The organism is Sphingomonas sp. PP-F2F-G114-C0414, assembly GCF_003688595.1.
Classification (GTDB): Bacteria; Pseudomonadota; Alphaproteobacteria; order Sphingomonadales; family Sphingomonadaceae; genus Sphingomonas.
The window spans coordinates 109,037-123,947 of the sequence record NZ_RCWT01000011.1 but is presented as its reverse complement, the minus strand read 5'-3'; the positions used below and the strand labels follow the sequence as shown (position 1 = coordinate 123,947).

General features: G+C 66.9%; 13 protein-coding genes. 6 read left to right on the top strand and 7 right to left on the bottom strand.

All coding sequences use genetic code 11. The features are described from left to right. Positions 1 to 174 precede the first annotated feature (174 nt). Positions 175 to 1,362, bottom strand: a complete 1,188-nt coding sequence (locus C8J47_RS09775; RefSeq protein WP_121885518.1) for an acetyl-CoA C-acetyltransferase — start codon at positions 1,360 to 1,362, stop codon at positions 175 to 177. A 33-nt stretch (positions 1,363 to 1,395) separates the two neighbouring features. Next, positions 1,396 to 2,391: an alpha/beta fold hydrolase gene (locus tag C8J47_RS09770; protein ID WP_259467471.1), complete on the bottom strand. Its 996-nt coding sequence runs from the start codon at positions 2,389 to 2,391 to the stop codon at positions 1,396 to 1,398. A gap of 77 nt (positions 2,392 to 2,468) precedes the next feature. Here C8J47_RS09770 and phaR point away from each other — a divergent pair, with 77 nt between their 5' ends. Both phaR and C8J47_RS09760 read left to right on the top strand, forming a co-directional pair. Further along, complete coding sequence (gene phaR, locus C8J47_RS09765; RefSeq protein WP_060527198.1) at positions 2,469 to 3,023, top strand: polyhydroxyalkanoate synthesis repressor PhaR; 555 nt, start codon at positions 2,469 to 2,471, stop codon at positions 3,021 to 3,023. A gap of 3 nt (positions 3,024 to 3,026) precedes the next feature. Then, positions 3,027 to 3,212, top strand: coding sequence for a hypothetical protein (locus tag C8J47_RS09760; protein WP_121885516.1), 186 nt, complete (start codon positions 3,027 to 3,029; stop codon positions 3,210 to 3,212). Here the strand turns inward: C8J47_RS09760 and C8J47_RS09755 are convergent. The 3 genes from C8J47_RS09755 to C8J47_RS09745 all read right to left on the bottom strand — a co-directional run bounded on the left by C8J47_RS09755 (position 3,202) and on the right by C8J47_RS09745 (position 7,870). Then, positions 3,202 to 4,662, bottom strand: a complete 1,461-nt coding sequence (locus tag C8J47_RS09755) for a hypothetical protein (protein ID WP_121885515.1) — start codon at positions 4,660 to 4,662, stop codon at positions 3,202 to 3,204. The genes C8J47_RS09760 and C8J47_RS09755 overlap by 11 nt on opposite strands. After that, complete coding sequence (locus tag C8J47_RS09750) at positions 4,662 to 5,876, bottom strand: hypothetical protein (RefSeq protein WP_121885514.1); 1,215 nt, start codon at positions 5,874 to 5,876, stop codon at positions 4,662 to 4,664. The genes C8J47_RS09755 and C8J47_RS09750 overlap by 1 nt, the downstream gene beginning before the upstream one ends. Before the next feature lie 446 nt (positions 5,877 to 6,322). Next, positions 6,323 to 7,870 carry a CpaF family protein gene (locus C8J47_RS09745; RefSeq protein WP_056055300.1) on the bottom strand — a complete coding sequence of 516 codons (1,548 nt, stop codon included), beginning with the start codon at positions 7,868 to 7,870 and terminating at the stop codon, positions 6,323 to 6,325. A gap of 135 nt (positions 7,871 to 8,005) precedes the next feature. Between C8J47_RS09745 and C8J47_RS09740 the strand changes: the two genes are divergently transcribed. Then, the gene (locus tag C8J47_RS09740; RefSeq protein ID WP_121885513.1) at positions 8,006 to 9,508 is read left to right on the top strand and encodes a S1C family serine protease; all 1,503 of its coding nucleotides are present in this window, start codon (positions 8,006 to 8,008) and stop codon (positions 9,506 to 9,508) included. On the opposite strand, the gene ada is transcribed toward C8J47_RS09740, so the two are convergent. Next, positions 9,484 to 10,530 carry a bifunctional DNA-binding transcriptional regulator/O6-methylguanine-DNA methyltransferase Ada gene (gene ada / locus C8J47_RS09735; protein ID WP_121885512.1) on the bottom strand — a complete coding sequence of 349 codons (1,047 nt, stop codon included), beginning with the start codon at positions 10,528 to 10,530 and terminating at the stop codon, positions 9,484 to 9,486. The genes C8J47_RS09740 and ada overlap by 25 nt on opposite strands. Positions 10,531 to 10,643: 113 nt before the next feature. Between ada and C8J47_RS09730 the strand changes: the two genes are divergently transcribed. After that, entirely contained in the window at positions 10,644 to 11,489 is an 846-nt protein-coding gene (locus C8J47_RS09730) for an oxidoreductase (protein WP_121885511.1), read from the top strand. A 272-nt stretch (positions 11,490 to 11,761) separates the two neighbouring features. Here the strand turns inward: C8J47_RS09730 and C8J47_RS09725 are convergent, their stop codons facing one another. Continuing rightward, a complete protein-coding gene (locus C8J47_RS09725) occupies positions 11,762 to 12,439 on the bottom strand; it encodes a dienelactone hydrolase family protein (protein WP_121885510.1) in 678 nt (225 codons plus the stop codon). Between the two features lie 328 nt (positions 12,440 to 12,767). Between C8J47_RS09725 and C8J47_RS09720 the strand changes: the two genes are divergently transcribed. Beyond that, entirely contained in the window at positions 12,768 to 13,322 is a 555-nt protein-coding gene (locus C8J47_RS09720; RefSeq protein ID WP_121885509.1) for a F0F1 ATP synthase subunit delta, read from the top strand. 4 nt (positions 13,323 to 13,326) lie between these two features. Continuing rightward, positions 13,327 to 14,856: a F0F1 ATP synthase subunit alpha gene (atpA, locus tag C8J47_RS09715; protein ID WP_060527189.1), complete on the top strand. Its 1,530-nt coding sequence runs from the start codon at positions 13,327 to 13,329 to the stop codon at positions 14,854 to 14,856. Positions 14,857 to 14,911 lie beyond the last annotated feature (55 nt).

Sequence of the window (14,911 nt, the reverse complement as noted above, 5' to 3'; positions counted from 1 at the left end):
TACCGGCACTTTTGCCGTTATGGGGGACATACAGCGCGTAAGGCGGCGGACTGGCAAGCCTGTGTTCAGGTTCAGGCCATGTCGCCGTTACGTTTGTAACCGATCGTGACAAAATCGTCACATTGCGCCATGTAAGGTAGCGCTATCGATACAAAATTGCGCTTTATGTGTACCTTACCGTTCCAAACACATAGCAATGCCCATGCCGCCTCCGATGCACAGCGTCGCCAGGCCGCGCTTCGAATCGCGCTTCTGCATTTCGTAGATTAGCGTGGTCAGGACGCGGGCGCCGCTGGCACCGATCGGGTGGCCGATGGCGATCGCGCCGCCGTTGACGTTGACCTTCGATGCGTCCCAGCCGAGTTCCTTGCCGACCGACAGCGCTTGGGCGGCGAAGGCTTCGTTGGCTTCGATCAGGTCGAGGTCGGCGAGCGTCCAGCCGGCCTTCTCCAGCGCGCGCTTGGTGGCGGGAACGGGGCCGATGCCCATCACCGACGGGTCGACGCCGGCCGACGCCCAGCTCTTGATCGTCGCGAGGATGGGCGAGCCGCGGCGTTCGGCCTCGTCGCGGCGCATCATGACGAGGGCTGCGGCGCCGTCGTTGAGGCCGCTGGCGTTGGCCGCCGTTACCGTGCCGTCCTTCTTGAACGCGGGCTTCACGCCGGAGACGCTCTCGATCGTCGCGCCGGCGCGGATGTATTCGTCGTCGGCGACGACGGTATCGCCCTTGCGGCCCTTGATCGTGACGGGGGCGATCTCGTCCTTGAAGCGGCCCGAGCCGCGGGCAGCCTCGGCCTTGTTCTGCGAGGCGACGGAGAAGGCGTCCTGCTCGCCGCGCGTGACCTGGTATTGCTCCGCGAGGTTCTCTGCCGTGATGCCCATGTGATAGCCGTTGAAGACATCGGTCAGGCCATCGCTGACCATCGTGTCGACGAGGCTCAAGTTGCCCATCTTCTGGCCGCCGCGGATCGATTGCGCGTGCGCGGAGAGTGACATCGATTCCTGGCCGCCCGCGACGACGATGGTCGCGTCGCCGGTCTGGATCGCCTGTGCCGCGAGGGCGACCGCGCGCAGGCCTGAGCCGCAGACCTGATTGACGCCCCAGGCGGGAATCTCCTTCGGGACGCCGGCGGCCATAGAGGCCTGGCGGGCGGGGTTCTGGCCTTGGGCCGCGGTGAGGACCTGGCCGAGGATCACTTCGGAGACGTCTTTGCCGGCGACGCCGGCCTGTTCGAGCGCGGCTTCGATCGCGATGCGGCCGAGTTCATGCGCGGGCGTGGTGGCGAACGCGCCGAGGAAGCTGCCGACGGGGGTGCGCTTGGCGGCGGTGATGACGACGTCGTTCGGGTTCAGGTCGGTCATGTCAGGGTCCTCTATGGTTGGACCCCATGTAGGTCAGTCGAGTGCGGCGATCCAGTTGGCGAGCGGTTCCCAGAGGCGCGAGCGTGCGGAACGGCCGACGATCATGCCGACATGGCCGGCGCCGAGGTCGCGGCGGTCGGCGAGGCCGATCGCGGTGGCGGCGGGGACGATGCGGTCGGTCAGCGAGACGAACTCGACGGTCGGGCAGGCGAGCGCGCGCGGATCGACCGGGGTGCCGGCGATCACCCAGCTGCCTTTGCCGGGGAGGTCGTTGGCGATGCAGTCCTCGAACAGCGACGCTGCGGCGGCGTAGGGGAGGGGGGCACCGGCGTTGGCCCAGTCCTCGAGCCGGACGAACGCGCGCGATTGGTCGCTGTCGGGGGGGAGGTCGGCGAACGTTTCGTATTTGGCGATCGTGCGCGCGGGGTCGAGTTGCCAGAAGCCGGCTTGCAGGACTTCCATCGGCAGGACGCCGAGCATCGCGGCGGCGGGCTGGACCGCGGCCCAGGTCGCGGCCAGCGTGGGACGGCCTTCGCCATACCCCGCGAAGTGCCACGGCGCGGCGATCGTCGCGACTCCGGCGGTCGGCGCTATCGCGGCGGCACCGAGCGCCAGCGTGCCGCCGAGGCAATAGCCGACCAGCACCGGTGGCTCGGGGAGTGCCTGGAGGAGCGAGACCAGCAACCGTTCGACATGCGCGGCCAGATCAAGGTCGCGATCCTCGCTGCCGGGCGATCCCCAATCGACCAGCCAGACGTGAAACCCCTGCGCGGCGGTCCATTGCACCAGCGAAGACTCGGGCGAATGATCGAGAATGTCGGGCGGATTTATCAGCGACGGGACGAATACCACGGGGCGTCCGATGCCGCCATAATCGCGCAATGCGACGCGTCCGGCACGGTGGATCGCAGGCTTGGGATCGGGGCGCTTCTCTCGCGGCGCGTCCTGATACGCGCGCAATCCCGCTAGTGCGCGCGCCATCCGGTCGGGCGATGCTGCGGTCTCGTTGCGCAGCACGGACAGGAACAAGGGTAAGGGCCTCGGACCTTGTTGCGGTGCGTCATCAAAGACTGTAGCCTCCGTTTCAAACATAAGACGGGGGATCCATGAAGAAGCAACCGGCTGCCGACGGAATCGTCATCATCAAGAAGTACGCCAACCGGCGGCTCTATAACACCGAGTCGTCATCCTACATCACGCTGGATCATCTCGCGACGATGACCCGCGAGGGGCGCGACTTCAAGGTGGTCGATGCGAAGACCGACGAGGACATCACGCACAACGTCCTGACGCAGATCATCATGGAGGAGGAGAGCCGCGGCGAGACGATGATGCCGGTGAACTTCCTTCGTCAGCTGATTTCGATGTACGGCGATTCGATGCAGACGATGGTGCCGGGGTATCTCGAGGCGTCGATGGACAGCTTCCGCCGCAATCACGACCAGTTCAAGTCGGCGGTCGAGGGTGCGTTCGCGAACTCGCCTTTTGCCGATCTGGCCAAGCGCAACCTCGAGATGTTCGACGTCGCGACCCAGGCGTTCAAGCCCGGTGCCGCGGGGGGCGTCGCACCGGCGGCCGCGCCCGCCAGCAAGGACGACGAGATCGCGGCGCTGCGCAGCGAACTCGCCAAGTTGCAGGAAAAGGTCGAGAAGCTCGGCTGACTGATGGCGCCGGTGTTGTGGAGTGCGAGTGGCGGGCTGGCCGCGCTCGCCGTCATCGCGGGGTTCGGGGAACGGCGCAGGCGACGGCGGCGCGATCCGGACTCGGTCGGCTGGGTGGACTGGCCGACGGTACAGATGCTGGCGCTGATCGGGCTAGCGGTGACGGTGGGGCTGGCGTTCAAGACCTAAAGCGGCGGTCGTTCCGGAGATAGACGACGGTGTGCCAGCTGTTCCGCGGGGTCGAGAGGACGGGGCGGTAACCGCGCGCGAGCGCCGCCTTGACCGCGCGCAGGCTCCCCCGATTCCAGATCGACAGGCGCCGGTCTGACGTGACGATGACCGGTGGTCGCCTGGCGAGGATGCGGCGGACTTCGGCGGCTTCGTCGATCCCGGTCGCGCCCTGTTCGGTGTCGTAGGCGAGCAGATTGGGGAAGGCGTAGGCGGTCGGGAGGCACGCGTGCGCGAGATGATAGGTGATGGTGTCGCCGATGAAGACGTACGGGCATTCGCGGCCGCTGTTCGCTTCGACGACATGCGCGACCGCATAGGCGCCGGCAGCGTCGCTGGGATGGAGCAGGCGTTTGGCGATCAGAATCGCGATCGCCACGCCCAGGGTCAGGATCAGCAGGCGGATCGAACGCCCGAGCGTCGGCGCGGCGAGGATCGCCAGCGGCGCGACCAGCGGCAGCGCGTAATGGTCGAAGAACGTGCCGATCGCGAAGAACCCCGCCAGCGCAAAGCCGAGCCAGGCGTAACCGACCAGCATCGTCTCGCCCGCGATGCCGCCGCGCGGTCGTGTCCGCCACGTCAGGATCGCGGCGAGGATCAGCGGCGACAGCTGTGCGGCGATGCCGAGCAAGCGCATCGCGAGATCGCTTGCCGAATAGCCCCTGCGCAGCGCGATCGAAGTAACGTTGGCGAACCAGAACGCATCGAATGCCGCCGGGCCCTGCGCGCGATACCAGCCGATCGCGGCGAGCGTCGGTGCGAGACCCATCACCGCCCACACCGTCGCCGCCAGCATGACGTGCCGCCATTTTGCGCGGGTGCGCGCGAGGAACCAGATGTGTGCGAGGCCGAACGCCGCGCCTTCGAACATCGGCGTGTATTTCAGCTGGATCGCGATTCCTGCGAGCAGGCAGGCGGCGATACCGCTGACGACGATCGCGCCGGTGCGGCCGGCGGCGGCCTTGGCGGGGAGCTGGAGCGTCAGCAGACCGGCGACCGCCATCGGCAGATTGTAGAAGACGGGGGCCTGCCCACCGATGCCGCCGACCAGCGCGATGACCAGCAGATAGGCGGTCGCTGCACCGAGCGCGCCGCGATCGCTTGCACCGATAGTCCTTGCCGCGCGGCCGACGACGATCGCGGTCGCCCACGCGCACAACGTTGCCATCAGCTGGTAGGCGAGGATGCCGTTGCCGGGGAGCGTCCCGATGCCGGCGAACAGCAGGAACAGCCCGATCGGCTTGCGATCCCAGATGTCGATATACGGGACCGCACCGTGCAGCAGGCGATCGCCGACGAGCAGGTAATATTGCTGGTCGGGATCGATCACCGGATTGCCGAAATCCCATGCCCGGACCGCCAGCGCGACCAGCAGCAGGATCAGCGCCTGCGCCCACCGATTGCGCGGCATCAGTAGAAATTCCGCAGAGTAAGGGCGCGCGTCGAACCATCGCACAGCCCGAGACTGACGACGCGGCCGGGCGCGCCGGCCGACCAGGCGGCGATCGGATTTTTCGCGTAATCTCGGGGTATCGCTGCGCCATCGATCATGCAGATCATCTCGCCGTCCTTCCAGCTAGCGGCTGCGGGGCTGCCGCGCATGACGTGGAGCACCTTCAGCCGATCGTTCTCGATGCCGACGAGCAAGCCGCTGGTCGAGCGTAGCGGCGGCCGGTCGGCGCGGGGGCCTCGGCGGAGGATCATGCGGCGTGCGCCGGGATCGAGCAGCACGCGGTAATTCTGGAGAAAGCCCGAGCCGATCCGGCCGGCGGTGCCGATCGCCTGGGAAAATCCGCCGGCGGGCTCGATCCGCACTTCGGCTTCGCGCGCGACCAACGCGCCGACGCGCAGGTCGGGGACGATTCCGAGGCCGCTGACGGTGGGGCCAGCCAAGCCGAACGCGATCGCGGTGGTGGTTCGCAGCGCCTTCAGGTTCGCGGCGTGCCATCCGGCGGAGGTGACGGTGATCGCCGAGCCGTCGCCGGTATCGACGACGATCGGCGCAAGGCGTCGGCCGCCGAGCGTGATCGTGCTCTCGTAAACGGTGCGTTCGGTCGACACGCGGAGCGGTGCGGTCTCGCCCTTGAACGGCATGCGGCCCGAGCGGAGCAGGCGGAAGCGGTGCGCGGCGTAATCGATGTCGAGCGCGTATCCCGCGAGCAGGTCAGCGCCGACCAGCAGGTCGACCGCGGCGGCGCTGCCGGTGGCGATCGCGGGCAGGCTCGCGACGGTCACGCCGCCGCCGGTTCGCGCGAGGCCGCCGAGTGCCAGCGAGCGCGTCGGCATCCAGCCGAGCGCGACCGATCCGCCGATCGCGGCCGCGCTGCCGCCGGCGACCAGCTTGGCGGGGTCAAGCGCGGGGGAGGCCTTGGCGAGCAGTGTATAGCTGACGCCGGTATCGAGGATCGCGGTGACCTTGCGGCCTTCGAGCTGCATCGTGAAGCGGATCTGGTTGCCGGGGGTGAGGTCGAACGGCACCCAGCGCGCCTCGGCATCGGCGGCGAGATGGTAGACGCCGCGGTCGCGCGCTTCGGGGGAGATGGCGGGCGTCGGCACGGTCGGCTCGCGTGCGGAGACGGTGAAGACCGCAAGGAGCGGGACGAGCGTGAGAAGAGCGCGACGCATGTGGGGGTGTTCGTAGCGGGTCGGTGGCGGCGTACAAGCGGGGGCTTCGCCGGGCGGGTCGGAGGCTTGGAGAGCACTGCGCTCTTCTGGTCGATCCGGTCCTGCCAGTCCTACGCAACAATCCTTGTTCTCCCGCGGAGGCGGGAGTCCAGGGTTACGGGCGGCGGCATTGGGGGCTCCTGGGCCCCCGCCTTCGCGGGGGAACAGAAGACGGGCGAGCCTGCCCAAGATAGCCCTGCGAAACTGGGTTGATGAAAATCAGGTCGATGCAGAGCGACCTTGGATGTGCGCAACGCTCGCAAAGCTCACCACCCCGGCGGAGGCCGGGGCCCAGTCGGGGGACGGTGATGATTGTGGACGGCGCTCCCTTATTGCCAACTTTCCAACTGGGCCCCGGCCTCCGCCGGGGTGGTGGTCAGGGAAGGGCTCCATTCTGTAACAGGCCGTTAGAGACACGCCTCAAGATATGCCTGGTCGAACCCGAACTGCTTGGCCTTTTCCAGCGTATACGGCCGCAACCCCATCGAGCGGTACTCGCCGAGGATCTTCCCGTCGGCAGACTCGTCCATGTACTCGAACTTGAACAGCTCCTGCGTGACGATCACCGGGCCTTCCATGCCGATCACCTCGGTGATGTTGGTCACCCGGCGCGAGCCGTCGCGTAGGCGCTTCACCTGGATGATCAGCTCGACCGAGTCGGCGATCTGGCGCGAGATGGCTTCCTTCGGGACCTTGATGTCGGACATCATCACCATGTTCTCCATACGCGCCAGCGCTTCGCGGGGAGAGTTGGCGTGGAGCGTGCACATCGAGCCATCGTGACCGGTGTTCATGGCGGCGAGCATGTCGAAACACTCGCTGCCGCGAATTTCGCCGAGGATGATCCGGTCAGGCCGCATACGCAGCGCGTTCTTGACGAGATCGCGGATCGAGATCTCGCCCTGGCCCTCCAGGTTGGCGGGCCGCGTTTCGAGCGGGAGCCAGTGCGGCTGCTGCAGGCGAAGCTCGGCGGCGTCCTCAATCGTCAGCACGCGCTCGCCGGGGTCGATCATCTTCGACAGCGCGTTGAGCATCGTCGTCTTGCCCGAGCCCGTACCGCCCGAGATCACGACATTGAACCGCGACGCGCCGGCGATCTTCAGCGCGGTCGCCATCTTCGGCGACATCGAGCCGAAGCCAGCCATCATGTCGAGCGTGATCGGTTTGGCGGAGAATTTACGAATCGAGATCGCGGTGCCGCGAAGCGACAGCGGCGGGACGATGACGTTGACGCGCGAGCCGTCCTTCAGGCGGGCATCGGCGAGGGGCGAGGTCTGGTCGACGCGACGGCCGACCGAGTTCACGATCCGTTGCGCGATCTGGAACAGATGCTCCTCGTCGCGGAACTGGATCGGCGCGAGTTCGAGCTTGCCCTTGCGCTCGACATAGGTCTGCTCGGGGCCGTTCACCATGATGTCGGTGATGTTCGGATCCGCCAGCAGCTCCTCCAACGGCCCGAGCCCGAGCAGTTCGTCGACCAGCACCTTTTCGAGCGCGAACTGTTCGCGACGGTTGAGCGTCAGCTTAAGTTCGGCGAGCACTTCGCCGATGATCGGGCGGAATTCCTCGGCCAGCTCGTCCTTGTTGAGCGTTGCCGCAGCTTCGGGATCGACACGTTCGAGCAGGCGCGGGAGGACCTGTTCCTTGATCTTGTGGATCGACTGTTCGAAGCCCTCGACGCGGCTGTTGCCCGCCTCGCCGCTCGCATTCTGCCGATCGGACAGGCGCTGCATCGCGTCCAGCTGTCCGGCGGGCATCGTGCCGGGGCCGAAGCCGTCGCTCTCGCCGGGCATCGGCAGCGAGTCTATCGGCGGAAATTGCGCGCCGCCTTCGGGTTCGGGCCGCGGTGCAGGACCGCTACCCTGCATGGGACGGGCGACGCCGAATGCGGGACGCACCGCTTGCGCCCCGTTCTGCCCCCCGCTCATGCCACTACGACGCCCGAATGCGCTCATGCCCAAATCCCCGGATGATTGCCTAAGGGGTTACGCGCCAAGGCTTGATAATTCGCTAACCAAACCGGACGTGCGGGGGGCGGCCTATAAGAGCCGAGGGTTGATCGCCGCGCGTAACTCCCCGAAGGCTGGTGCATGATCCGCCTGCTCCTCCTTCTCGCGCTGACTTTCGGGTTGGCGAGTTCCGCGTCCGCGGACGACATCGCCGCCACCGGGCGCGGCGTCGTGCGCGTCGTGACAATCGCGGTGGTCGACGATCAGGTGGTCGGCTTCGGCCACGGCAGCGGTTTCGCGATCGCGCCCAACCGGATCGTCACCAATGCGCACGTCGTCGATCTCGCCGAGCGCTATCCCGACAACGTCGTCGTCGGCATCGTCCCGACCGAGGGCAGCAAGTCGTACCAGGGCAAGGTGATCGCGTATGATTCGCAGCGCGACCTGGCGCTGATCGAGTTCACCGGCGCGCGCCTGCCGTCGAGCGCGCTGTATACCGGGCCGATGACCGAGGGCGATGCGGTGGTGTCGCTCGGCTTCCCGGGGAACGTCGACCTGGCGACGGCGCGGTCGGCGGCAGATTATATCCGGCCGATGACGCCGGTGCGGTCCGAGGGCGTACTTTCCGGGCGGCGTGTGCTGAGCGGTGTCGAGGTGCTGCTTCATACGGCCAGCATTGCGCGGGGTAACTCCGGTGGGCCGCTGCTCGACCGGTGCGGGCGGGTGATCGGTGTGAACTCGGCGATCACCCGCGGCGAGGAGGGCGATTCGACGTTCGGGTTCGCGATCGCGGATACCGAACTGGCCGGCTTCCTCCACGATGCGAAACAGCCTTATGCGTCGATCGGGACGGGGTGCACCTCGATCGAGGATCGCTTGCGGCAGGACGCCGACGCGGATGCGCGGGCGACCGCCGATGCGGCGTCCGCCAAGCGGGACGCAGCGACGCAGGATGCGATGACCCGCGAGGTTGCGCTGGAGAAGGCGCGGACCGAGGCGTCGCGCAGCCGCGAGAATGTGATGGCGATTGCCGGGCTGTTGCTGGTCGCTGGAGCGCTCGTGATCGGCAGCGCGGGGCTCCTCGAATCGCGGGGCCAGCGGCGCCAAGCGATCTGGGCGGTGTCGATCGGCGGCATGGCGGTGCTCGTTGCGATCATCGTGTTCGTGCTGCGACCTTCGGGCGAGGTCGACGTGCCGCTGTCGGCCCTACCCAAGACGCGGATATCGACGCCTGATGCGGCGCTCGGCAAGCTGATGTGCACGCTGATCCCGGAGCGCAGCCGGATCACGATCTCCTCGAGCGAGGACGTGCCGATCGACTGGGGCGCGAAGGGGTGTGTGAACGGGAAGACGCAATATGTCGCCGCGAATGGCCGGTGGGACCGCGTGCTGGTGCCCGATGCCGAGCAGACCGTCTCCGTGCTGTCGTTCGATCCGGCGACGCGGGTCTATTCGAACACGCGCTATCTTATGTCGGCGGCGGGGATGGAGGCGGCGCGGACTGCGCGGGGCGTCGTGCCGAACGTGTGCAACATGGACGACGCCGCATTGGGTCGGCTCGCGGGGCAGCAGGCGGCGGTGCGTGCGGTGTTGCCGCCGCTGCCGAACGAGAAGCTCGTCTATTTCTGCAAGTCGGCGCGCTGAACTTCGCTCGCTAGGAGCGCGCGCTTGCGATCCAGCCCGTAGGCATAGCCGCCGAGTGCGCCGCCGATCCGCTGTGCGCGGTGGCAGGGGATGACGATCGACACGGGGTTCTGGCCGCACGCGGTGCCGGCGGCGCGGACTGCGGCGGGGCGGCCGGCGAGCGCTGCGAGTTCGCTGTAGGTGCGGGTTTCGCCGATCGGGATGGTGCGCAGCGCTTGCCAGATCGCTTCCTGGAAGGCGGTGCCTCGGACGTCGAGCGGGAGGTCTTGGTCGCGGTCGGGGGATTCGACGGCAGCAACGACTTGCGCCGCTAGATTCGCGAGGGCTTCGCCGCCGGGTTCGATCGTGGCGTTGGGGAAGCGGCGGTGGAGTTCGGCGTAATCCTCATCAAAGGATACGCGGCAGAGGCCTTTTTCTGTGGCGGCGACGAACAGCGTGCCCAGGCTCGTGTCGGCGGTGGTCCAGCGGATCGTGGCGCCTTCGCCGCCGCGTGCCCAGGCGCTGGGGGCCATGCCGAGCCGTTTCGCGTCGGCCTCGTAGAAACGGCTGGGGGCGGAATAGCCGGCGTCGTAGATCGCTTCGGTCACGGTTGAATCCTCCGACAAGGCGTTGGCGGCACGGCCGGTGCGGAGCGCCCGCGCGTAGGCGGCGGGGGTGACGCCGGTGGCGCGCTTGAACAGGCGGTGGAAATGATGCGGCGCGTAGCCGACTTTCGCTGCAACTGCGTCGAGCGATAGGCGGTCTTCGGCGGCTTCGAGTAGCGCGACTGCCGCGGCAACGGCGATGCGGTCGCGGCCAACTTCGTCGGGGGTGCAGCGCAGGCACGCGCGGAAGCCGGCGGCGCGGGCGCTGGCTGCGTCGGGGTGGAAGGTGACGTTCTCGCGCTTGGGATGACGCGCGGGGCAGCTTGGCTTGCAGTAGATGCCGGTGGTCTTCACGCCGACCACGAACCGGCCGTCCCACGCGCGGTCGCGGGCTTCGAACGCGGTCCAGGCGGTTTCGGTGTCGAGGGCGATGCTCATTGGACCGGTATAGCCGGTCGCGACGCGTGCGCATCCCGTGGCTTGCGGTCAAAGCGGAGCCAATCGGCGGTCCGGCCGTTCTTCCGTGTATACCCTATAACGAAAGATGTCTCATGGCCTCCGACACGCCCGTCTGGTTCATTTCCGGCTGCTCGACCGGTTTCGGTCGCGAACTCGCCAAGCTCGTGCTCGCGCGCGGTTGGCGTGCGGTGGTGACCGCGCGCGATGCGGATCGCGTTGCGGATCTGGCGGAAGGCGCCGAGGATCGTGCGCTCGCGCTGTCGCTCGACGTGACGGAGCAGGCGCAGATCGACGATGCCGTAGCGCAGGCCAAGGCCAAGTTCGGGCGGATCGACGTGCTCGTGAACAATGCGGGCTATGGCTATCAGGCGTCGGTCGAGGAGGGCGTCGAGTCCGAGATCCGCGCGCAGTTCGACGCGAACGTGTTCGGGTTGTTCGCGCTGACTCGCGCGGTGCTGCCGATCATGCGGGGGCAGAAGAGCGGCAATATCATCAACATTACGTCGGTTGCCGGTCAGGTCGGGTTTCCGGGATCGGGTTATTACGCTGCTTCGAAGCATGCGGTCGAGGGCTGGTCCGACGCGTTGCTGGCGGAGGTGAAGTCGCTCGGGATCGACGTGACGTGCGTCGAGCCGGGGCCATTCCGGACGGATTGGGCCGGGCGGTCGCTGAAGCAGACGCCGGTGAAGATCGCGGACTATGCGGATACGGCGGGCAAGCGGCTCGACAGCACGCGCGAGGTTAGCGGGACGCAGGCGGGCGATCCGGTGCGGGCTGGCGAGGCGATGATCGCGCTGACCGAGAATGCGAACCCGCCGCGGCATTTGGTGCTGGGGGCTTGGGGGTATGATGCGGTTACGACGAAGCTGGCGGCGCGGTTGAAGGAGATCGAGGCGCATAAGGCGGACAGCCTTGGGGCGGATTTCCCGGGGGAGTAATTTCGGAGGATTGGCAGAGAGTTGTTTCCCCGCGAAGGCGGGGACCCAGACTCGGCTCCCGCCTTCGCGGGAGAACAAAGAAGTAAGGGGTGGCCCTCGCGTCTGTGGTGCCGCCGCCCTGCGCCGGAGCCCTTACCACTGCCACCACCCCGGCGAAGGCCGGGGCCCAGTTGGAAAGGTGGCAATAACGAAGGGCCGTCCTCCTTTAGCAACGTCCCCCAACTGGGCCCCGGCCTTCGCCGGGGTGGCGTTAGTGTTGGGGAAAAGGCCGCTCAGCCGCCGTTGGCGTGGAACAGGTCTAGCGTCCGTTGCTTCGCCAAATCCGCGCTAGGCTCGTGGTAATCCTTCCGCCGGTCCGAATTGAACCCGTGGCCCGCCTCATAGACATACACCGTCGCATTCGGCCAATCCTTGGCGATGACCTGCTCGACGCCCTCCATTGGGATGCCGTGATCGTGACGGCCGAAGTGCAGGATCACCGGCACCTTGGGTTCCTCGTCCGCCGCGGCCGGGATCATGCTACCGTAATAGCCGCTCGCCGCTGCGACTCCCGTCAGCTTGGTAGAGGCGAACCACGCGATCGAGCCGCCATAGCAATAGCCGACCACGAACACCGGCCCGGCGGGGGCGAGCGTGTCGATGCAGGTCTGGACGTCCTTCAGCGACAGGTCGAACGGGTGGAGCTGGCGCGCGAGTTCGACACCGCGCGCGAGGCCTTCGCCCGAATAGTCCGCCTCGAAACCGGGATGCTCGCGGTCGAACAGGGCCGGCGCCAGGACTTCGTAGCCGTCGGCGGCGTATTCGTCGCAGAGATCGCGGATGTGGTCGGTCACGCCGAAGATCTCCTGCACCAGCACGAGGCCGCCGCGACGCTCGCCGGTCGGCTGCGCGTGATAGACCGCGACGGTCGTGCCGTCGGACATCGTCATCGTTTCCATCGTGCCGGTCATTCTCTCGTCCTCGTCGATTGGTCGTAACGTCTGCCCAATACCGTCATTCCCGCGGAGGCGGGAACCCATAGTGGCAGGCCGTGCGGTGAAAGCGCCGGGTCCGGAGGATATGGATCCCCGCCTGCGCGGGGATGACGGGGAGGGGCGGATTCGTAACCTTCCAACCTTCGATCAATGACAAAACAGTCACAAACCCGTGCCCACGACCCTCCCGCCGGGTTGCCAATCCGACAACCCGATGCTAACCGCGCCGCGTCCCAGGAGAGGTGCTTTCGCGCCCTTTCTTCCTTTGGGTCGGTTATTCGTTGCAGGCGAGGATAGAGGTTCCGTGGAGACATCCGGCGGTATTCAAGCGAGCTTAGGCGGGCGTTATGCGCTGGCCCTGTTCGAACTCGCGCGTGACGCGAAGACGATCGACACGGTCGAGTCGAGCCTGGCGAACGTGCGCGACGCGCTCGCGCAGTCGGAGGACTTCCGCACGCTGACGTCCAGCCCGATGGTGTCGCGCGGCGCTGCCGTGAAGGCGGTCTCCGCGGTCGCCGACGAGCTCGGCGTCGATGCGACCACCAAGAGCTTTCTCGGCGTGCTCGCCGAGAACCACCGGTTGGGCGCGCTGCCAAAGATCATCAAGGCGTTCCGCGCCCTTGCCGCGCAGCATCGCGGCGAGATCGCCGCCGAAGTGACCTCCGCGCACCCGCTGACCGACGAGCAGGTGATCGAGCTGAAGCATCAGCTCCGCCAGCGCGTCGGCCGTGAAGTTTCGGTCGACCTCAGCGTCGACCCATCGTTGCTGGGTGGACTCGTCGTCCGCGTCGGCAGCCAGATGATCGATTCGTCGATCAAGACGCGTCTCAACACTCTCGCGCACGCGATGAAGGGCTAAGCTAATGGATATCCGCGCCGCAGAAATCTCGAAGATCATCAAGGATCAGATCGCCAATTTCGGCACCGAGGCCCAGGTCAGCGAGACCGGCCAGGTGCTCAGCGTCGGCGACGGCATCGCGCGCATCTTCGGCCTCGACAACGTCCAGGCCGGCGAGATGGTCGAATTCTCGAACGGCGTGCAGGGCATGGCGCTCAACCTCGAGGCCGATAACGTCGGCGTCGTGATCTTCGGGAGCGATTCCGAGATCAAGGAAGGCGACATCGTCAAGCGCACCGGCACGATCGTCGACGTGCCGATCGGCAAGGAGCTGCTCGGCCGCGTGGTCGATGGTCTCGGCAACCCGATCGACGGCAAGGGCCCGATCCACACCACCGAGCGCAGCCGCGTCGAAGTCAAGGCACCGGGCATCATCCCGCGCCAGTCGGTCAGCGAGCCGGTCCAGACGGGCCTGAAGGCGATCGACGCACTCGTTCCCGTCGGCCGTGGCCAGCGCGAGCTGATCATCGGCGATCGCCAGACCGGTAAGTCGGCCGTCGCGATCGACGCGTTCATCAACCAGAAGATCGCCAACGCCGGCGACGACGAGTCGAAGAAGCTGTATTGCGTCTATGTCGCGATCGGCCAGAAGCGCTCGACCGTCGCACAGTTGGTCAAGACGCTCGAAGAGAACGGCGCGATGGAATACACCATCGTCATCGCCGCGACCGCGTCGGACCCCGCGCCGCTCCAGTATCTCGCGCCCTACACCGGTGTCGCGATGGGCGAGTATTTCCGCGATCGCGGCATGCACGCGCTGATCTGCTACGACGATCTGTCCAAGCAGGCCGTCGCCTATCGCCAGATGTCGCTGCTGCTGCGTCGTCCGCCGGGCCGTGAAGCGTATCCGGGCGACGTGTTCTATCTCCACAGCCGCCTGCTCGAGCGTGCGGCGAAGATGTCGGACGCCAACGGCGGCGGCTCGCTGACCGCGCTGCCGATCATCGAGACGCAGGCGGGCGACGTTTCGGCGTATATCCCGACCAACGTGATTTCGATCACCGACGGCCAGATCTTCCTCGAGACCGACCTGTTCTTCTCGGGCGTCCGTCCGGCGATCAACGTCGGCCTGTCGGTGAGCCGAGTCGGTTCGGCCGCACAGACCAAGGCGATGAAGAAGGTGTCGGGCTCGATCAAGCTCGAGCTGGCACAGTACCGCGAGATGGCGGCGTTCGCGCAGTTCGGATCGGATCTCGATGCGTCGACGCAGAAGCTGCTCAACCGCGGTGCGCGCCTGACCGAGCTGCTGAAGCAGGCGCAGTTCTCGCCGCTCCCGTTCGAGGAGCAGACCGTGTCGATCTTCGCTGGTACCAGCGGCTATCTCGACAAGGTACCGGTGGCCGACGTGACCCGCTACGAGCAGGCACTGCTGGCCGACATGCGTGCGAACCATGCCGACGTGCTGAAGCTGATCCGCGATACCCGCGACCTGGGTAACGAGGCGAAGGACAAGCTGAAGGCATCGCTCGAAGCGTTCGCGAAGACGTTTGCCTGATTAACTCCCTCTCCCCTGCGGGGAGAGGGAGCAGAGCGTGTAATCCGACCCTCCT